12 protein-coding genes and 1 pseudogene are annotated in these 15,146 nt (G+C 65.8%); 10 read left to right on the top strand and 3 right to left on the bottom strand.

Features of this window, described 5'->3' with window-relative positions; translation table 11 throughout:
• Positions 1-260: TilS substrate-binding domain-containing protein (locus EET13_RS03785; RefSeq protein WP_425294219.1), on the top strand; the 260-nt coding region annotated here is incomplete at its 5' end.
• Between the two features lie 58 nt (positions 261-318).
• On the opposite strand, the gene cmaA2 is transcribed toward EET13_RS03785, so the two are convergent.
• Genes cmaA2 through EET13_RS03800 form a run of 3 tightly spaced genes read right to left on the bottom strand, consistent with a single transcriptional unit; the run spans position 319 to position 2,722 of the window.
• Positions 319-1,227 carry a cyclopropane mycolic acid synthase CmaA2 gene (gene cmaA2 / locus EET13_RS03790; protein ID WP_122441043.1) on the bottom strand — a complete coding sequence of 303 codons (909 nt, stop codon included), beginning with the start codon at positions 1,225-1,227 and terminating at the stop codon, positions 319-321.
• A gap of 33 nt (positions 1,228-1,260) precedes the next feature.
• Positions 1,261-1,761 carry an FAS1-like dehydratase domain-containing protein gene (locus EET13_RS03795; RefSeq protein WP_122441044.1) on the bottom strand — a complete coding sequence of 167 codons (501 nt, stop codon included), beginning with the start codon at positions 1,759-1,761 and terminating at the stop codon, positions 1,261-1,263.
• 43 nt (positions 1,762-1,804) lie between these two features.
• Positions 1,805-2,722, bottom strand: coding sequence for an HAD family hydrolase (locus EET13_RS03800; protein ID WP_122441045.1), 918 nt, complete (start codon positions 2,720-2,722; stop codon positions 1,805-1,807).
• A gap of 168 nt (positions 2,723-2,890) precedes the next feature.
• On the opposite strand from EET13_RS03800, the gene EET13_RS03805 reads away from it, so the two are divergent.
• The 9 genes and pseudogenes from EET13_RS03805 to EET13_RS03845 all read left to right on the top strand — a co-directional run bounded on the left by EET13_RS03805 (position 2,891) and on the right by EET13_RS03845 (position 14,973).
• A complete protein-coding gene (locus EET13_RS03805; RefSeq protein WP_122441046.1) occupies positions 2,891-3,481 on the top strand; it encodes a (2Fe-2S)-binding protein in 591 nt (196 codons plus the stop codon).
• 3 nt (positions 3,482-3,484) lie between these two features.
• Positions 3,485-4,462, top strand: a complete 978-nt coding sequence (locus EET13_RS03810) for an FAD binding domain-containing protein (RefSeq protein ID WP_122441047.1) — start codon at positions 3,485-3,487, stop codon at positions 4,460-4,462.
• A complete protein-coding gene (locus tag EET13_RS03815; protein WP_122441048.1) occupies positions 4,459-6,636 on the top strand; it encodes a xanthine dehydrogenase family protein molybdopterin-binding subunit in 2,178 nt (725 codons plus the stop codon). Before EET13_RS03810 ends, EET13_RS03815 begins: the two co-directional genes overlap by 4 nt.
• Before the next feature lie 254 nt (positions 6,637-6,890).
• Positions 6,891-7,334 carry an MmpS family transport accessory protein gene (locus tag EET13_RS03820; RefSeq protein WP_244603746.1) on the top strand — a complete coding sequence of 148 codons (444 nt, stop codon included), beginning with the start codon at positions 6,891-6,893 and terminating at the stop codon, positions 7,332-7,334.
• Positions 7,331-10,207 (top strand): annotated as a pseudogene (locus tag EET13_RS03825) (MMPL/RND family transporter); the annotation flags it as partial. The gene EET13_RS03820 and the pseudogene EET13_RS03825, both read left to right, overlap by 4 nt.
• 308 nt (positions 10,208-10,515) lie before the next feature.
• Positions 10,516-10,794, top strand: a complete 279-nt coding sequence (locus tag EET13_RS03830; protein WP_122441050.1) for a glutaredoxin family protein — start codon at positions 10,516-10,518, stop codon at positions 10,792-10,794.
• A gap of 110 nt (positions 10,795-10,904) precedes the next feature.
• Positions 10,905-12,320 carry a glutamyl-tRNA reductase gene (locus tag EET13_RS03835; protein WP_122441051.1) on the top strand — a complete coding sequence of 472 codons (1,416 nt, stop codon included), beginning with the start codon at positions 10,905-10,907 and terminating at the stop codon, positions 12,318-12,320.
• 13 nt (positions 12,321-12,333) lie between these two features.
• Positions 12,334-13,281: a hydroxymethylbilane synthase gene (gene hemC / locus EET13_RS03840; protein ID WP_122441052.1), complete on the top strand. Its 948-nt coding sequence runs from the start codon at positions 12,334-12,336 to the stop codon at positions 13,279-13,281.
• A 24-nt stretch (positions 13,282-13,305) separates the two neighbouring features.
• Positions 13,306-14,973 (top strand): bifunctional uroporphyrinogen-III C-methyltransferase/uroporphyrinogen-III synthase, encoded by a 1,668-nt coding sequence (locus tag EET13_RS03845; protein WP_122441053.1) that lies wholly within the window; start codon positions 13,306-13,308, stop codon positions 14,971-14,973.
• Positions 14,974-15,146 lie beyond the last annotated feature (173 nt).

A 15,146-nucleotide genomic window follows, 5' to 3' on the forward strand; every position in this document is an offset into this window, starting at 1 on the left:
GTCTGCTTCTGCGATCCCCACTCGCCATGGCAGCTTCGCCATGGCAGCGCGGATCCAACGAGAACACCAACCGTCTGCTGAGGCTCTGGTTCGAAAAGGGAACCGACCTGAGGATGCACACCAAGGCCGACCTCAAGCGCATCCAAGACACCCTCAACCAACGACCCCGACCCACCCTGGGCCTCGACACACCCTCCCAGCGCCTCGCCGCGCTACTCAACCACCCCGCCTCAACCACCGATGTCGCACTGAACACTTGACTTCAAGGGCCGGAATTCGCCGTGGCGTTACGCTCGCGAGTGAAGCAAAATGCGGGCGCTACTTCACCAAAGTGAACTGGCAAACGTCGGTGTAGTGGTCGCGGAACAGGTCCGAGCAACCCCGCAGGTAGTGCATGTAGATGTCGTAGGTCTCCTGCCCCTTCAGGGCGATCGCCTCGTCCTTGTGTGTCTCGAGCGCATCGGCCCACGCATTCAGCGTCGGAACGTAGTTGGCGCCGATGCGGTGGTAGCGCTCGACCTTCCAGCCGGCGTTGGACGAGTAGTGGTCGACCTGCGAGATCCGCGGCAACCGACCGCCCGGGAAGATCTCGGTCAGGATGAACTTGATGAAGCGCAGCAGGCTCATCGGCGACGTCAAGCCGAGTTCCTTGGCTTCGTCGGCGTCCGGGATGATGATCGTGTGCAGCAGCATCCGGCCGTCGTCGGGCGTCAAGCTGTAGTACTTCTTGAAGAAGGTGTCGTAGCGCTCGAACCCGGCGTCGCCGGCGCCGTCGGCGAAGTGCTCGAACGCGCCGAGTGACACGATCCGGTCGACCGGCTCGTCGAATTCCTCCCAGCCCTGGATCCGCACCTCTTTGCGACGGGGGCTGTCGATCTCTTCGAACTTCGCCACGTCGTGGGCGTACTGGTTCTCACTGAGCGTCAGCCCGATCACGTTCACGTCGTACTCCTGCACGGCGTGGCGCATGGTGGCGCCCCAGCCGCAGCCGATGTCGAGCAGCGTCATGCCCGGCTCGAGGTTCAGCTTGTCCAGCGCAAGTTTGCGTTTGGCATACTGCGCCTCTTCCAGGGTCATATTGGGGCGCTCTTCGAAGTACGCGCAGCTGTAGGTCATCGACGGGTCAAGCCAAAGCTTGAAGAATTCGTTGGACTTGTCGTAGTGGGAACGGACTGCTTCGACCGGCGGCTTGAGCTGCGTGCCACCCGTTTCACCCTGAGACGTCATTGAACGGACCCTACCTTCTTGCTTTAACTTGTTTCAAATAGCTGCAATTGCCGCCACGGTGGCATCGGCCTCGGCCTCGTGGTGCGCTGCTTCCCCCAACATGGTGACGACGCCGGTAGCTACCGGCTTGCCGTCGGCATCGGTGACTTCACTTCGAATCTCGGCGAGCACTGTGCCGTGTGACTCAATCACAGAGTCTAGATAAGTATGAAAGAAGAGTTTGTCGCCGGCCAGGATCGGCCGGTGGAACCGGAACTTCTGGTCGCGATGGAAGACCCGGGCGATGTTGATCGGAATGCTGAACTTGGTGAAAATCTCCATCTGCACGCGCCGTCCGGCGACCGCCAGGAAGGTGGGCGGGGCCACCAATGCGGGATGGCCCGCTTCGGCCGCGGCCGCATCGTCGTAGTGCGCCGGATGCTCGTCGTTGACCGCGGCCGCGAACTCGCGGATTTTTTCCCGCCCGACTTCGAAATAGTCCGGCGCGCGGTAGTTCTTGCCGATGAGTCCTTCGGCTTCCTGGGGGACTGTCATGCCGCTGTTCTCCGCTCGAATGTGTGCTCAGCGGCGCAGCTTATCAGCGTGATTGGCGACGGGACGCCAAAGCCGCCAATGCACCGCCGGCCGCGCCGAGCGCCAGGGCCGACGGCACCCCTATCCGGGCGGCCTTGCGCGCGGTCCGGAAATCGCGAATTTCCCAGCCTCGTTCGCGGGCCAGGCTGCGCAACCGCGAATCCGGGTTGATGGCGACGGCGGTGCCCACCAGCGACAGCATCGGCACGTCGTTGTAGCTGTCGGAATACGCCGTGCAGCGCTTGAGGTTCAGACCTTCCCGGATGGCCAGCGAACGCACGGCGTGAGCTTTGCCGGTGCCGTGCAGGATGTCGCCGACCAGCCGACCGGTGAAGACCCCGTCGACGGACTCCGCGACCGTGCCCAACGCGCCGGTCAGGCCGAGCCGGCTAGCGATCGTCGCCGCCAGCTCGTACGGCGTGGCGGTGATCAGCCACACCTGCTGACCGGCATCGAGATGCATCTGAGTGAGCTCGCGAGTGCCCGGCCAGATCTTGTCGGCGATGAATTCGTCGTAAACCTCCTCACCCAGGTTCACCAGTTCCGCCACCGAACGGCCCTCAATGAAGGCCAGCGCCTTGCGGCGCCCGGCAGCCACGTCGTCGCTGTTTTCCACGCCGAGCAGTTGGAACTTGGCCTGCGCATAGACGAAGCCCAGCACGTCGCGGTAGGTGAAGTAGTGACGCGCGGCCAGCCCGCGGCCGAAATGCACCGCGGACGAGCCCTGGACCAGGGTGTTGTCGACGTCGAAGAACGCGGCGGCGGTCAGGTCGATGGGCGGTTGGGGACGATCCTGCGCTGCCTCGGAGGCGCGCATGCCGTCCAGCGCGCGTTCGGCGCTGGCGTTTGCGGCCACCGACTCCAGGTCGACGCCGGTGATGCGGTTCGAGGTGCCCAGATCACCCAGATCAGAGGAAGCCATCAAAACCTCTCACAATCGCGGTACTCGGCCGGTGGGCGACACAGTGGCCAACGTGAACCCTATCCGGCACATGTGTGGAGAGAGGTTTTCCAGGCTGGCCCCGGACGAACACGGGCCGGGATCCGAGTTTATCAACGATGTTGCGACCTGCACTTCTACAGTGGATCCGTGGACGACCGACTTGGGTTCCGAGTCAATCGCCGGACGTTCGTGGGTGCCTCCGTCGCTTTGGGTGGTGCCGTCGCGGTCACGAGTCTCGCCGGATCTGAGCGAACCGTCCAGGACGAAATCCACACCGCTGTAGTGCGGGCCGAGATCAACGGCGAACCTCGAGAAATCGTCGTCGACACCCGCACGTCGCTACTGGACATGCTGCGCGAGCGGGCGGGACTGCCCGGCACCAAGAAGGCCTGCGACCACGGTGCGTGCGGCGCCTGCACGGTGCTGGTGGACGGCCGGCGCATCAACTCCTGCCTGACGCTGGCGGTCATGCACGAAGGCGCGAAGATCACCACCATCGAAGGCTTGGCCGGCCCGGGCGGCAGGCTGCATCCGCTGCAGCAAGCCTTCATCGATGAAGACGCCTTCCAGTGCGGCTTCTGCACGCCTGGCCAGATCATGTCCGGCGTGGGCTGTATCGCCGAAGGGCACACCGCTTCACCGTCGGAAATACAAGAGTGGATGAGCGGCAACCTCTGCCGTTGCGGCGCCTACCCCAACATCGTGGCCGCGGTCGCAACCGTGGCACGCGACCACTAGCACGTGTTCCCATTCCGCTACCTCAAGGCGGCCGACGAGCAGTCGGCGTTGCGGGCGGCGGCGACCGGCGCCCGCTATATCGCCGGGGGGACCTCCCTGGTCGACTTGATGCGGGAAACCGTCGAACGCCCTGATTCGCTGGTCGACATCAACGCGCTTCCCTACCGCTGGATCGACGTGCAGCCGGAACTGATCCGCGTCGGATCGCTGGTGCGAATGTCGGATCTGGCCGCTCATCCGATGGTCCGCCAGCAGGCCCCGGTGATCAGTCAGGCACTCGAGCTCAGTGCCTCCGCTCAGCTGCGCAACATGGCAACGATCGGGGGCAACCTACTGCAGCGCACGAGGTGCCTGTATTTCCGGGACGTATCGGCCGCATGCAACCGGCGCGCGCCGGGCACCGGTTGCTCGGCAATCGAGGGACGTAATCGCACCCACGCCATCCTTGGCGTCAGCCAGCACTGCAGCGCAACCCACCCGTCGGACCTCGCGGTCGCGCTGCTTGCACTCGATGCCGTCGTCGTCAGCCGGGGAGGCGCGGGTCAGCGGCGATTCCCGTTGGCGGAGCTGTTCCGTGAGCCAGGTGACGCGCCGCATCGCGAGCACAACCTCGGCCAGGGGGAGCTGCTCGTCGGCATCGAGATACCCCTGGGCCCCGAGGCCGGGCGGTCCGGCTATCTCAAGGTGCGCGACCGTCAGTCGTACCAATTCGCGCTGGCCTCGGCGGCCGTGGCACTCGATATCGTCGCCGGCACGATACGCAGCGCGCGGGTCGCCGTTGGCGGCGTGGCCACCGTGCCCTGGCGTCTGCCGGCTGTCGAACAGGTGCTGCGGGGCCGGTCACTTGACGCGGATCTGTTCCGCCGCGCCGCAGCACTATCGGTTGCCGGTGCCCGACCGCTGCGGGAGAACGGTTTCAAGATCGAGCTTCTCCAGCGCACGCTCGAAAAGCAATTGGCCACCGTGGCGGCACTGCCATGACCCGCCCGGTCACGGCCACGCAGGTCGTCTGCGGCCAGCCGGTCAGCAGGGTGGACGGGCCGCTGAAGGTGACTGGTAAGGCCCGCTACACCGCCGACAACCAGATCCCAGGACTGCTCTACGCAGCGCTGGTCTGCGCCACGGTGGCCTGCGCCACCATCAAACGCATCGACACCGGTGCCGCACTGCGCCAGCCCGACGTGCTTGCCGTGCTCACCGACTTGACCCGGGTCAAACTGCCCTTCGACACCCGCGTGGTTTCCTTCTTCGGACAACCGGTCGCCGTGGTGATCGCGACCGCGCTCGAGTCGGCGGTCCACGGATCGGAGCTGGTCGATGTCCGGTATTCGAGCCGGCCGCCGTTGACGGATATCGATGCGCCCCAGGCGGTCAAGCGGGTCGGCCGATTCGTCCGCGACTATGCCCGCGGTTTTGCCGATCAGGTGATCGGCGCGACTTCGGTGCTGACGGACCTGCGGTTCAGCGTCGCCCGCAACGATCACAACCCCATGGAGCTGCCGGCGACGATTGCCAAGTGGGAGGGCGACCGGCTCACGGTATGGGACAAGGTGCAAGACGTCAGCGCAACACAACATTCCTACGCCGAGGCCTTCGGTCTACCCACAGATCACGTTCGGGTGATTTCGCCGTTCGTGGGCGGCTCATTCGGTAGCGCCAGCCGGAACTGGCCGCATCAAGTGCTGACCGCCTTCGCGGCCCGCCGGCTGCAACGCCCGGTCAAGCTGGTCTTGACGCGCAGGCATACGTACAGCGCGGTCGGATACCGGCCCACCAGCCGGCAGCGCATGGCGATCGGGGCCGACGAATCCGGGCGCCTCCGGGCGATGATCCACGAGGGATATACGGAGACCGCCAGATACGGCGATTACGAGGACGGATTGGTTCGTAGTCCTCGGGTGCTCTACCGCGTGCCCAACATGCGTTCGACGTATCGTGTGGTGCCGTTGGACGTCGGCCTGCCGTGGTTCATGAGGGGCCCCGGCGCCGTAACCGGAACGGTTGCGCTCGAGTGCGCCATGGATGATCTGGCGCACCGCCTGCGCATGGACCCGATCGAATTGCGTAGGCGCAACGAACCCGATGTCGATCAGATTAACGGGATGCCGTTTTCCACCAGACGGCTCACCGAATGCCTGACGCAAGGCGCGGCGACGTTCGGATGGAACCGCCGCAATCCGACGCCCGGCGCCACCCGCGAGGGCGACCTGTTCGTCGGAATCGGGATGGCCGCGGCGGCCTATCACACGTATCGCAGCCAATGCTCGGCGATCGCAAAGGTTTTCGCCGACGGCACTGCCGAAGTGCAGTGCGGAACCAGCGACATGGGTCCCGGCACGTACACGTCGATGACGCAGGTTGCCGCGGACGCCCTCGGAATGCCGCTGAGCCGGGTGCGGGTCGCGCTGGGCGACAGCAGTTTTCCGCCGGCGCCGCCGCACTCGGCCTCGCGAACCATGGCCAGTGTGGGTTCTGCGGTATACACCGCCGCGAACATGCTGCGCGACAAGCTCATTCGCACGGCAGTAACCGACCCACGATCTCCGCTGAGCGGCCTGCGTCCGGAGGACGTCCTGGTCGCCGACGGCCGCATGTTCGCCACGGCTTTCGGGGCCGGATCCGAGCGCGGCGAGTCGTATCAGGATCTGTTGCGCCGACGCGGCTGGCCCGGTTTGGATTCACAACGGACCTGGACTCCCGACGACGCCGACCGCCGGTACTCCATTTACGGCTATGGAGCCGTGTTCGCTGAGGTTGTCGTGGACCGGCTAATCCCGACGGTGCGGGTTCGCCGCATGCATGCGTGCTACGACGCCGGCCGGGTGATCAATCCCACACTCGCGCACAGTCAGGCGATCGGGGGCATGGTCGGCGGAATCGGGATGGCGTTGTTGGAACGCACCGACAGCGATCACCGCGACGGCCGGATAGTCAACGCGAATATGTCGGATTACCTGGTGCCGGTCAACGCCGATGTGCCGGCGCTGGACGCCGCGTTCTTGCCGGGCGAAGACCCGATTGCCGACCCGATCGGCGTCAAGGGGCTCGGCGAGTTGGTCATCGTCGGGGTACCCGCGGCGATCGCCAATGCGGTGTTCAACGCCACCGGCAGACGGGTCACCGATTTGCCCATTACGCTGGAGAAGTTGCTGTGACCCGTCAGTTCCGGCCGCAGCCCGGCCGAGCCGTAACGAGGTTTATCTGAAATCCGAAATGCATTCAGCAGGTCGGCGGTAGCGTCTACGCTGCGAGCGCAGACGAGGCATCGGATTGCCACTCACGTTGGAGTTTCGGGAGGTTCAGATTCGCGCAATGAGCGCTCGCGACCATGCCCCCTGATCGGGGCGCGCCGGGGGGCTGCGCACCCGATCCAACAGGCGATGTTGCGATCCGGCGGCGGAGCACGAAGGTGAGGATGAATCCGGTTACCAGCGTTGTGAAACGAATGTGGCTGCTGCTGGCGGTCTCCGCCGTGGCGATCGTCGCGGCGCTCGGCATCTATCGCCTGCACCGCGTCTTCGGCGCTCACGAGCATCCCGCAGTGATGGCCAAGGCTGACACCGATGTCCCGCTGTTCAACCCCAAGCAGGTGACCTACGAAGTTTTCGGCCCCGCGCCGAGCGCCAGGATCGCATATCTAGACCCCGACGCCCACGTGCTGCAGCTGCCGGATGTGCCGCTGCCGTGGTCGCAATCGGTCACCACGACGCTGCCGGCGGTCAGTGTGAACCTGATGGCGCAAAGCAACGCCGACACCATCGGCTGCCGGATCATCGTGAACGGCACCGTCAAGGACGAACGGTCGGTCACCAGACCCAAAGCCCTGACCTTTTGTCAGGTGACGTCGGCATGAGCGAACCGGATAACGCAGCTGCGCCCAAACGTCCGCTTCTGCCGCGGCTGATCCACCGTTTTGCGGTGGTGATTTTGTTGGTGTGGCTGGGGTTCACCGCGATCGTCAACCTCGCCGTTCCGCAGCTGGAAGTGGTGGGTAAGGCCCACTCGGTGTCGATGAGTCCCAGCGACGCGCCGTCGATCGAGGCGATCCGGCACGTGGGCCAGGTGTTCAAGGAGTTCGACTCCGATAATGCCGTGACCATAGTGCTGGAAAGCGACAAGCCGCTCGGCGACGAGGCGCACAATTTCTACAACGAGCTGATGAAAAGGCTGTCCGCCGATACCAAGCATGTCGCACATATTCAGGATTTCTGGGGCGACCCATTGACGGCGGGGGGATCACAGAGCGCGGACGACAAAGCCGCATATGTCGTGGTGTACCTCGTCGGTGACAATGAGACGCAAGCCTACGCATCAGTGCACGCCGTCCGGCATATCGTGAACAGCACACCGGCGCCGCAGGGTGTCAAAGCCTATGTCACCGGTCCGTCGGCACTGAATGCCGACCAGGCCGAGGCGGGTGACAAGAGTATCGCCAAGGTCACTGCGATCACGAGCCTGGTGATCGCGGTGATGCTGCTTTTCATTTACCGTTCCGTGGTCACTGCGTTTCTCGTCTTGATCATGGTCGGGATTGACCTGGGGGCGATCCGGGGAACTATTGCGTTTCTCGCCGATCACAACGTGTTCGGCCTTTCCACGTTTGCGACCAACTTGCTGGTTCTCCTGGCTATTGCGGCCACCACGGACTACGCGATATTCATGCTCGGGCGTTATCACGAGGCTCGCAACGCCGGCCAGGATCGTGAGACCGCTTTTTACACGATGTTTCACGGAACCGCCCATGTGATCTTGGGCTCCGGTTTGACCATTGCCGGCGCCATGTATTGCCTCAGTTTTGCCCGGTTGCCGTATTTCAATACGCTCGGTCCGCCGTGTGCGATAGGCATGCTTGTCGCCGTTTTTGCGGCGCTCACCCTCGGGCCCGCCGTGCTGGCCATCGGCAGCTTCTTCGGGCTTTTCGACCCCAAGCGGAGACTGAACACCCGGCGATGGCGGCGCGTGGGAACGGCGATTGTCCGCTGGCCCGGGCCGGTTCTGGCTGCCACGTGCGTGATCGCCTTTATCGGTCTGCTGGCGTTGCCCAGCTACAAGACAACCTACGATCTGCGCAAGTTCATGCCGGCCAGCATGCCGTCCAATGTCGGCGATGCGGCGGCGGGTCGGCATTTTTCGCGGGCTCGGCTGAACCCCGAGGTGCTGATGGTCGAGACCGATCACGATATGCGTAATCCGGTGGACATGCTGGTGTTGGACAAGATAGCCAAGAACATTTATCACAGTCGCGGTATCGAACAAGTCAAAGCGATTACCCGGCCGCTGGGGACCACCATCAAGCACACTTCGATACCATTTATCATCAGCATGCAAGGGGTATCGAACACCGAAAATATGCAGTTCATGAAAGCCCGTATGGACGACATGCTGATACAGATAAAGGCGATGGATGTCTCCATTGCGACCATGCACACCATGTACGAACTCATGGGTGCAGTCATCGACAATACGGTCGACATGGACCATCTCACCCATGATCTGTCGAATATCACGAACACCTTGCGGGATCACATCGCCGATTTCGAGGATTTCTTCCGGCCGATTCGTAGCTATTTTTACTGGGAGAAACATTGCTACGACATCCCCGTCTGCTGGTCGATCAGATCAATATTCGACATGATCGACAACGTCGACCAGATGAGCGAGAAGCTCGAATATCTGGTCGGCGACATGGATATTCTTGTGAAACTCCTACCGCAAATGCGTGCCCAGATTCCGCCGATGATAGACACGATGACGATCATGCGGGACATGCTGGTGGTCTGGCACGGGACGTTGCAGTCGTTCTACGACCAGTCGGATACAGGCAGCAAGGATCCCGGCGCAATGGGCCGGGTGTTTGACGCCGCCCAGATCGATGACTCCTTCTACCTGCCGCAGTCGGCGTTCAAGAATCCCGATTTCCAGCGCGGTCTGAAGATGTTCCTGTCGCCGGACGGCAAAGCGGCCCGCTTCATCATCGCCCTCGAGGGGGATCCCGCGACATCGGCCGGTATCTCCCGGGTCGAACAGATCAAGGATGAGGCGCGGGAGGCCATCAAAGGCACTCCGTTGCAGGGCGCCGCGATTTATCTGGGTGGCACCGCGGCGACGTTCCACGACATCCAAGAGGGCGCCACCTACGACCTGCTGATCGCCGGGGTGGCCGCGATCAGCCTGATCGTGATCATCATGATGCTCATCACCCGAAGCGTTGTGGCCGCGGCCGTCATCGTGGGCACCGTGCTGCTGTCCATGGGGTCCTCTTTCGGCCTGTCGGTGCTGGTGTGGGAGGACATCCTCGGCATCGAGTTGTACTGGCTGGTATTGGCGATGTCGGTGATCCTGCTGTTGGCCGTGGGATCGGACTACAACCTGTTGCTGATCTCGCGGCTTAAAGAGGAGATCGGTGCCGGGTTGAATACCGGAATCATTCGCGCCATGGCCGGCACCGGCGGAGTTGTGACGGCCGCCGGCATGGTGTTCGCCGTGACCATGTCCCTGTTCGTGTTCAGCGATTTGCGGATTATCGGCCAGATCGGCACCACCATCGGCCTGGGCCTGCTCTTCGACACGTTGATCGTGCGCTCGTTCATGACGCCGTCCATTGCCGCGCTGCTGGGACGCTGGTTCTGGTGGCCGCAACGGGTGCGTCCGCGCCCGGCGAGTCAGATGCTGCGGCCCTACGGGCCCCGTCGTCTGGTGCGTGCCCTGTTGCAGGCGCCCAACGGCGCCGCGGCGGCCGGGGACCGCGGCGCGGGCTTCGGCGCGGGCCGGGGCCGATCAGCGGTGTCGTCGCCCCACGAGGCGGACGCCGCATACCGGCCGTCCGGCAATGCCGACGGGGATGCCGACGATTCGGCCACCGCCGGCCAACTCCACTGGCAACCCCGCCACAGCGACCCCGATACCGCGCCGTGACCGGATGGTGACCGTCGCCCGACGCCGGTGACAACAGTCCGGCCGCGGGGCGTACCGGGAGAAGCGGGCCAGCCGGATTCCCGTCGTATCGGCGGCATCGGGATGCCACACTGGTGCCCATGACACCCCCAGCGCCGCGGCCCCGGGGCCGGCAGGTGGAGCTGTTGACCCGCGACGGCTGCGCGATCTGCCTGCGAGTCCATGCGCAGCTGGCCGAGCTGTCCGAGGAGCTGGGCTTCGACTTGGTCAGCACCGACGTCGACGCCGCGGCCGCGGCCGGCAATACCGAACTGCGCGCCGAATTCGGCGACCGGTTGCCGGTGATCCTGCTCGACGGCCGCGAGCACAGTTACTGGGAAGTCGACGAACCCCGGCTGCGGGCCGATCTGGCCAGCTGAGAAGGCCCTGGCAGGTCGCCGAATTATTTGGTGGGCCACCTGACAACCGTCTACCGTAGACAGCAGTTCACTTTCTCAAGGCGCAAGGGAGCGGGCCAGGTGATGCTGCCGTGAGCATCCTGCTCTTCGGGGTTTCGCACCGCAGCGCGCCGGTTTCCGTCCTGGAACAGCTCAGCATCGACGAATCCGAGCAAGTCAAGATCGTCGACAAGGTCTTACAATCACCGCTGGTCACCGAGGCCATGGTGTTGTCGACGTGCAACCGCGTCGAGGTTTATGCGGTGGTGGAGGCGTTTCACGGCGGCTTGTCGGTGATCGGCGAGGTGCTGTCGGACCATTCCGGCATGTCGCTGGGCGACCTGACCAAGCACGCCTACGTCCGCTACAGCGAGGCCGCCGTCGAGCATCTGTTCGCGGTGGCCAGTGGGCTAGACTCGGCAGTTATCGGCGAGCAGCAGGTGCTGGGCCAGGTGCGCCGCTCCTATGCCGCCGCCGAGGCCAACCGCACCGTCGGCCGGGTGTTGCATGAACTGGCTCAGCGGGCGCTGTCGGTGGGCAAGCGGGTGCACTCCGAAACCGGAATCGACGCGGCGGGTGCTTCCGTGGTGTCGGTGGCCCTGGATATCGCCGCACGACACCTTGGCGGGCTGGCGTCGAAGACCGCCGTGGTAGTCGGCGCGGGAGCGATGGGCGCGCTGTCGGCGGCGCATCTGACTCGGGCCGGTATCGGGCGGATCCATGTGCTGAACCGCTCGTTGCCGCGGGCGCAGCGCCTGGCGGACAAGATTCGCGCCTCGGGTGTGCCGGCCGAGGTGCTCACGCTCGACTGCCTGGCCGCGGCGCTGGCCGATGCCGACGTGGTGGTCAGCTGCACCGGAGCAGTGAGTCCGGTGGTTTCGCTGGCCGACGTCCACCATGCGCTGGCGCACGCCCCCCGCGACGAAGAGGCGCAGCCGCTGGTCATCTGCGATCTGGGGATGCCCCGCGACGTCGATCCGGCGGTGGCCGGCCTGCCCGGCGTCTGGGTCGTCGACGTGGACCGTGTCCAGCACGAACCGTCGGCCCACGCCACGGCGGCCGACGTCGACGCCGCCCGTCACATCGTTGCGGCCGAAGTTGCCGCCTACCTGGTCGGGCAGCGGATGGCCGAGGTCACCCCGACGGTCACTGCGCTGCGCCAGCGCGCCGCCGAGGTGGTCGAGGCCGAGTTGCTGCGCCTGGAGAACCGGCTCCCCGGGCTGGAGCGCGCCGAGCGGGAAGAGGTGGCTCGCACGGTGCGACGCGTGGTGGACAAATTGCTGCACGCACCCACTGTGCGCATCAAGCAACTGGCCAGCGCTCCCGGCGGCGACAGCTACGCCGAGGCGCTGCGCGAGCTTTTCGAACTCGATCAGACCGCCATCAACTCCGTCGCCGCCGTCGCAACCGCGGGCGAATTGCCGGCGGTGGCAAGCGGATTCGACGCCGGCCCGCACCCGCAGCGCCCCGGCGATCTGCCGCGCGATCGGAACCCGTTTGGCGAGTAGCTGATTGTCGCACGTGATCCGGATAGGTACCCGGGGCAGTCTGCTGGCCACCACCCAGGCCGCGACGGTCAGAGATGCGCTCATCGCCAACGGCCACCCGGCCGAATTGGTGACCATTAGCACCGTCGGCGACCGGTCGTCGGCGCCGATCGACACGCTGGGGGTAGGCGTCTTCACCACCGCGTTACGTGAGGCCCTCGACGAGGGTCGCGTGGATGCGGCCGTGCACTCGCACAAGGATTTGCCCACCGCCGACGACCCGAGGTTCACGATCGCGGCGATACCGCCCCGCAACGATCCCCGGGACGCGGTGGTGGCCCGCGACGGGCTGGTGCTTGCGCAATTGCCGGCCGGATCGCTGGTGGGCACCTCATCCCCGCGACGGGCCGCACAGCTTAGAGCATTGGGTCTCGGTTTGGAAATCCGCCCCCTAAGAGGCAACCTAGATACCAGGTTGAACAGGGTAAGCAGTGGTGATCTTGACGCCATCGTGGTGGCTCGGGCCGGTCTGGCCCGGCTGGGCCGCCTCGATGATGTCACCGAGACGTTGGAGCCGGTGCAGATGTTGCCAGCGCCTGCGCAAGGCGCACTCGCGGTCGAATGCCGGGCCGGTGACCGCCGGTTGGCGGCCGTGCTGGCGGAGCTGGACGACGCCGACACGCGTGCCGCGGTCATCGCGGAACGAGCCCTGCTGGCCGAACTGGAGGCCGGCTGCTCGGCACCGGTGGGCGCGATCGCGGAGGTGGTCGAGTCCATCGATGAGGAGGGGCGCGTCTTCGAAGAGCTGTCGCTGCGCGGCTGCGTGGCGGCGCTGGACGGATCCGACGTGATCCGCGCGTCCGGCGTCGGCACCTCCGGCCGGGCCCGGGAGCTGGGGCTCTCGGTTGCCGCGGAGCTGTTCGAACTGGGCGCTGCAGAGTTGATGTGGGGAGCGCGGCATGACCCGCGCAAGGACAATTGAGTGAGTGACGTGGGAGCGACAATGATGACGCGAGGGCGTAAGCCGACTCCGGGCCGCATCACTTTTGTGGGTTCTGGTCCGGGCGACCCGGGTCTCCTGACTACCCGGGCTGCCGCGGTGTTGGCGAACGCCGCCCTGGTGTTCACCGACGCCGACGTACCCGAGCCGGTGCTGGCGCTGATCGGCAAAGACCTACCACCGGTATCCGGGCCGGCACCGGCTGCCCAGCCGGGGGAGAACGTCGAAGCGGGGCAGGGAGAGCCCGCTCAGACCGCCCTCGCGGTGGTGTCGAGCGGCCCCGACATCCGCCCGGCGCTGGGGGATCCCGCCGACGTGGCCAAGACCCTGACCGCCGAGGCCCGTTCGGGCGTCGACGTGGTGCGGCTGGTCGCCGGTGACCCGTTGTCGGTGGACGCGGTGATCGCCGAGGTGAACGCCGTGGCGCGCAGCCACCTGCACTTCGAGGTCGTGCCCGGGCTGGCCGCCGCCAGTGCGGTGCCGACTTATGCCGGGCTGCCGCTGGGCTCGTCGCACACGGTGGCCGACGTGCGTGGCGATCTCGATGACACCGACTGGGAAGCCCTGGCCGCAGCCCCGGGACCGCTGATCCTGCAGGCGACCGCGTCGCGCCTGGCCGATGCCGCACGCACGCTGCTCGACCACGAGCTGGCCGACACCACGCCGTGTGTGGTCACCGCGCACGGCACCACCTGCCAGCAGCGTTCCGTCGAAACCACACTGCAGGGACTGACCGATCCGGCAGTCCTGGGCGGCGCCGACCCGGTTGGCCCGTTCGCCGGTCCGCTGGTGGTGACCATCGGCAAAACCGTGAGCAACCGAAGCAAGCTGAACTGGTGGGAGAGCCGGGCACTGTACGGCTGGACGGTGCTGGTGCCGCGCACCAAGGACCAGGCCGGCGAGATGAGCGAGCGGTTGACGTCCTACGGGGCGCTGCCGGTCGAGGTACCGACCATTGCGGTAGAACCGCCGCGCAGTCCCGCGCAGATGGAACGCGCAGTCAAGGGGCTTGTCGACGGCCGGTTCCAGTGGGTGGTGTTCACCTCGACCAACGCGGTGCGAGCCGTCTGGGAGAAGTTCGCCGAATTCGGTCTGGATGCGCGGGCATTCTCCGGGGTCAAGATCGCCTGTGTCGGCGAGTCGACCGCCGACCGGGTCCGGGCCTTCGGCATCAGCCCCGAGCTGGTGCCGTCGGGCGAGCAGTCGTCGATGGGTCTGCTTGACGAGTTCCCGCCGTATGACAGCATTTTCGACCCGGTCAACCGGGTGTTGCTGCCGCGCGCCGACATCGCCACCGAGACATTGGCCGAGGGGCTGCGGGAACGCGGCTGGGAGATCGAGGACGTGACCGCCTACCGGACCGTGCGGGCGGCGCCGCCGCCGGCGGCTACCCGGGAAATGATCAAGACAGGCGGCTTCGACGCGGTGTGCTTCACCTCGAGCTCCACCGTGCGCAACCTGGTCGGCATTGCCGGCAAGCCGCACGCGCGCACCATCATCGCCTGCATCGGCCCCAAGACGGCCGAGACCGCCGCCGAATTCGGGCTTCGGGTGGATGTCCAGCCGGAGACCGCTGCCGTGGGTCCGCTGGTGGACGCCCTGGCCGAGCATGCCGCCAGATTGCGTGCCGAGGGCGCGCTGCCGCCGCCACGCAAGAAGAGCCGCAGGCGCTAGTGCTCGGCGGTGATCGCAAGCGCGGCGGAGCCGGGCGCGGCGGGTCGCCGCGCATGAGCTCGGCGGTGATCGCAAGCGCGGCGGAGCCGGGCGCGGCGGGTCGCCGCGCATGAGCTCGGCGGTGATCGCAAGCGCGGCGGAGCCGGGCGCGGCGGGTCGCCGCGCATGAGCTG

The organism is Mycobacterium attenuatum, from assembly GCF_900566085.1.
Taxonomy (GTDB): Bacteria; Actinomycetota; Actinomycetes; order Mycobacteriales; family Mycobacteriaceae; genus Mycobacterium; species Mycobacterium attenuatum.

Excerpts from the sequence above, each read along its gene's own strand:
- EET13_RS03795 (WP_122441044.1), bottom strand. The coding sequence starts at position 1,761 with ATGACAGTCCCCCAGGAAGCCGAAGGACTCATCGGCAAGAACTACCGC.
- EET13_RS03830 (WP_122441050.1), top strand. The coding sequence starts at position 10,516 with ATGACACCCCCAGCGCCGCGGCCCCGGGGCCGGCAGGTGGAGCTGTTG.
- EET13_RS03845 (WP_122441053.1), top strand. The coding sequence starts at position 13,306 with ATGACGCGAGGGCGTAAGCCGACTCCGGGCCGCATCACTTTTGTGGGT.
- EET13_RS03815 (WP_122441048.1), top strand. The coding sequence starts at position 4,459 with ATGACCCGCCCGGTCACGGCCACGCAGGTCGTCTGCGGCCAGCCGGTC.
- cmaA2 (WP_122441043.1), bottom strand. The coding sequence starts at position 1,227 with ATGACGTCTCAGGGTGAAACGGGTGGCACGCAGCTCAAGCCGCCGGTC.
- EET13_RS03800 (WP_122441045.1), bottom strand. The coding sequence starts at position 2,722 with ATGGCTTCCTCTGATCTGGGTGATCTGGGCACCTCGAACCGCATCACC.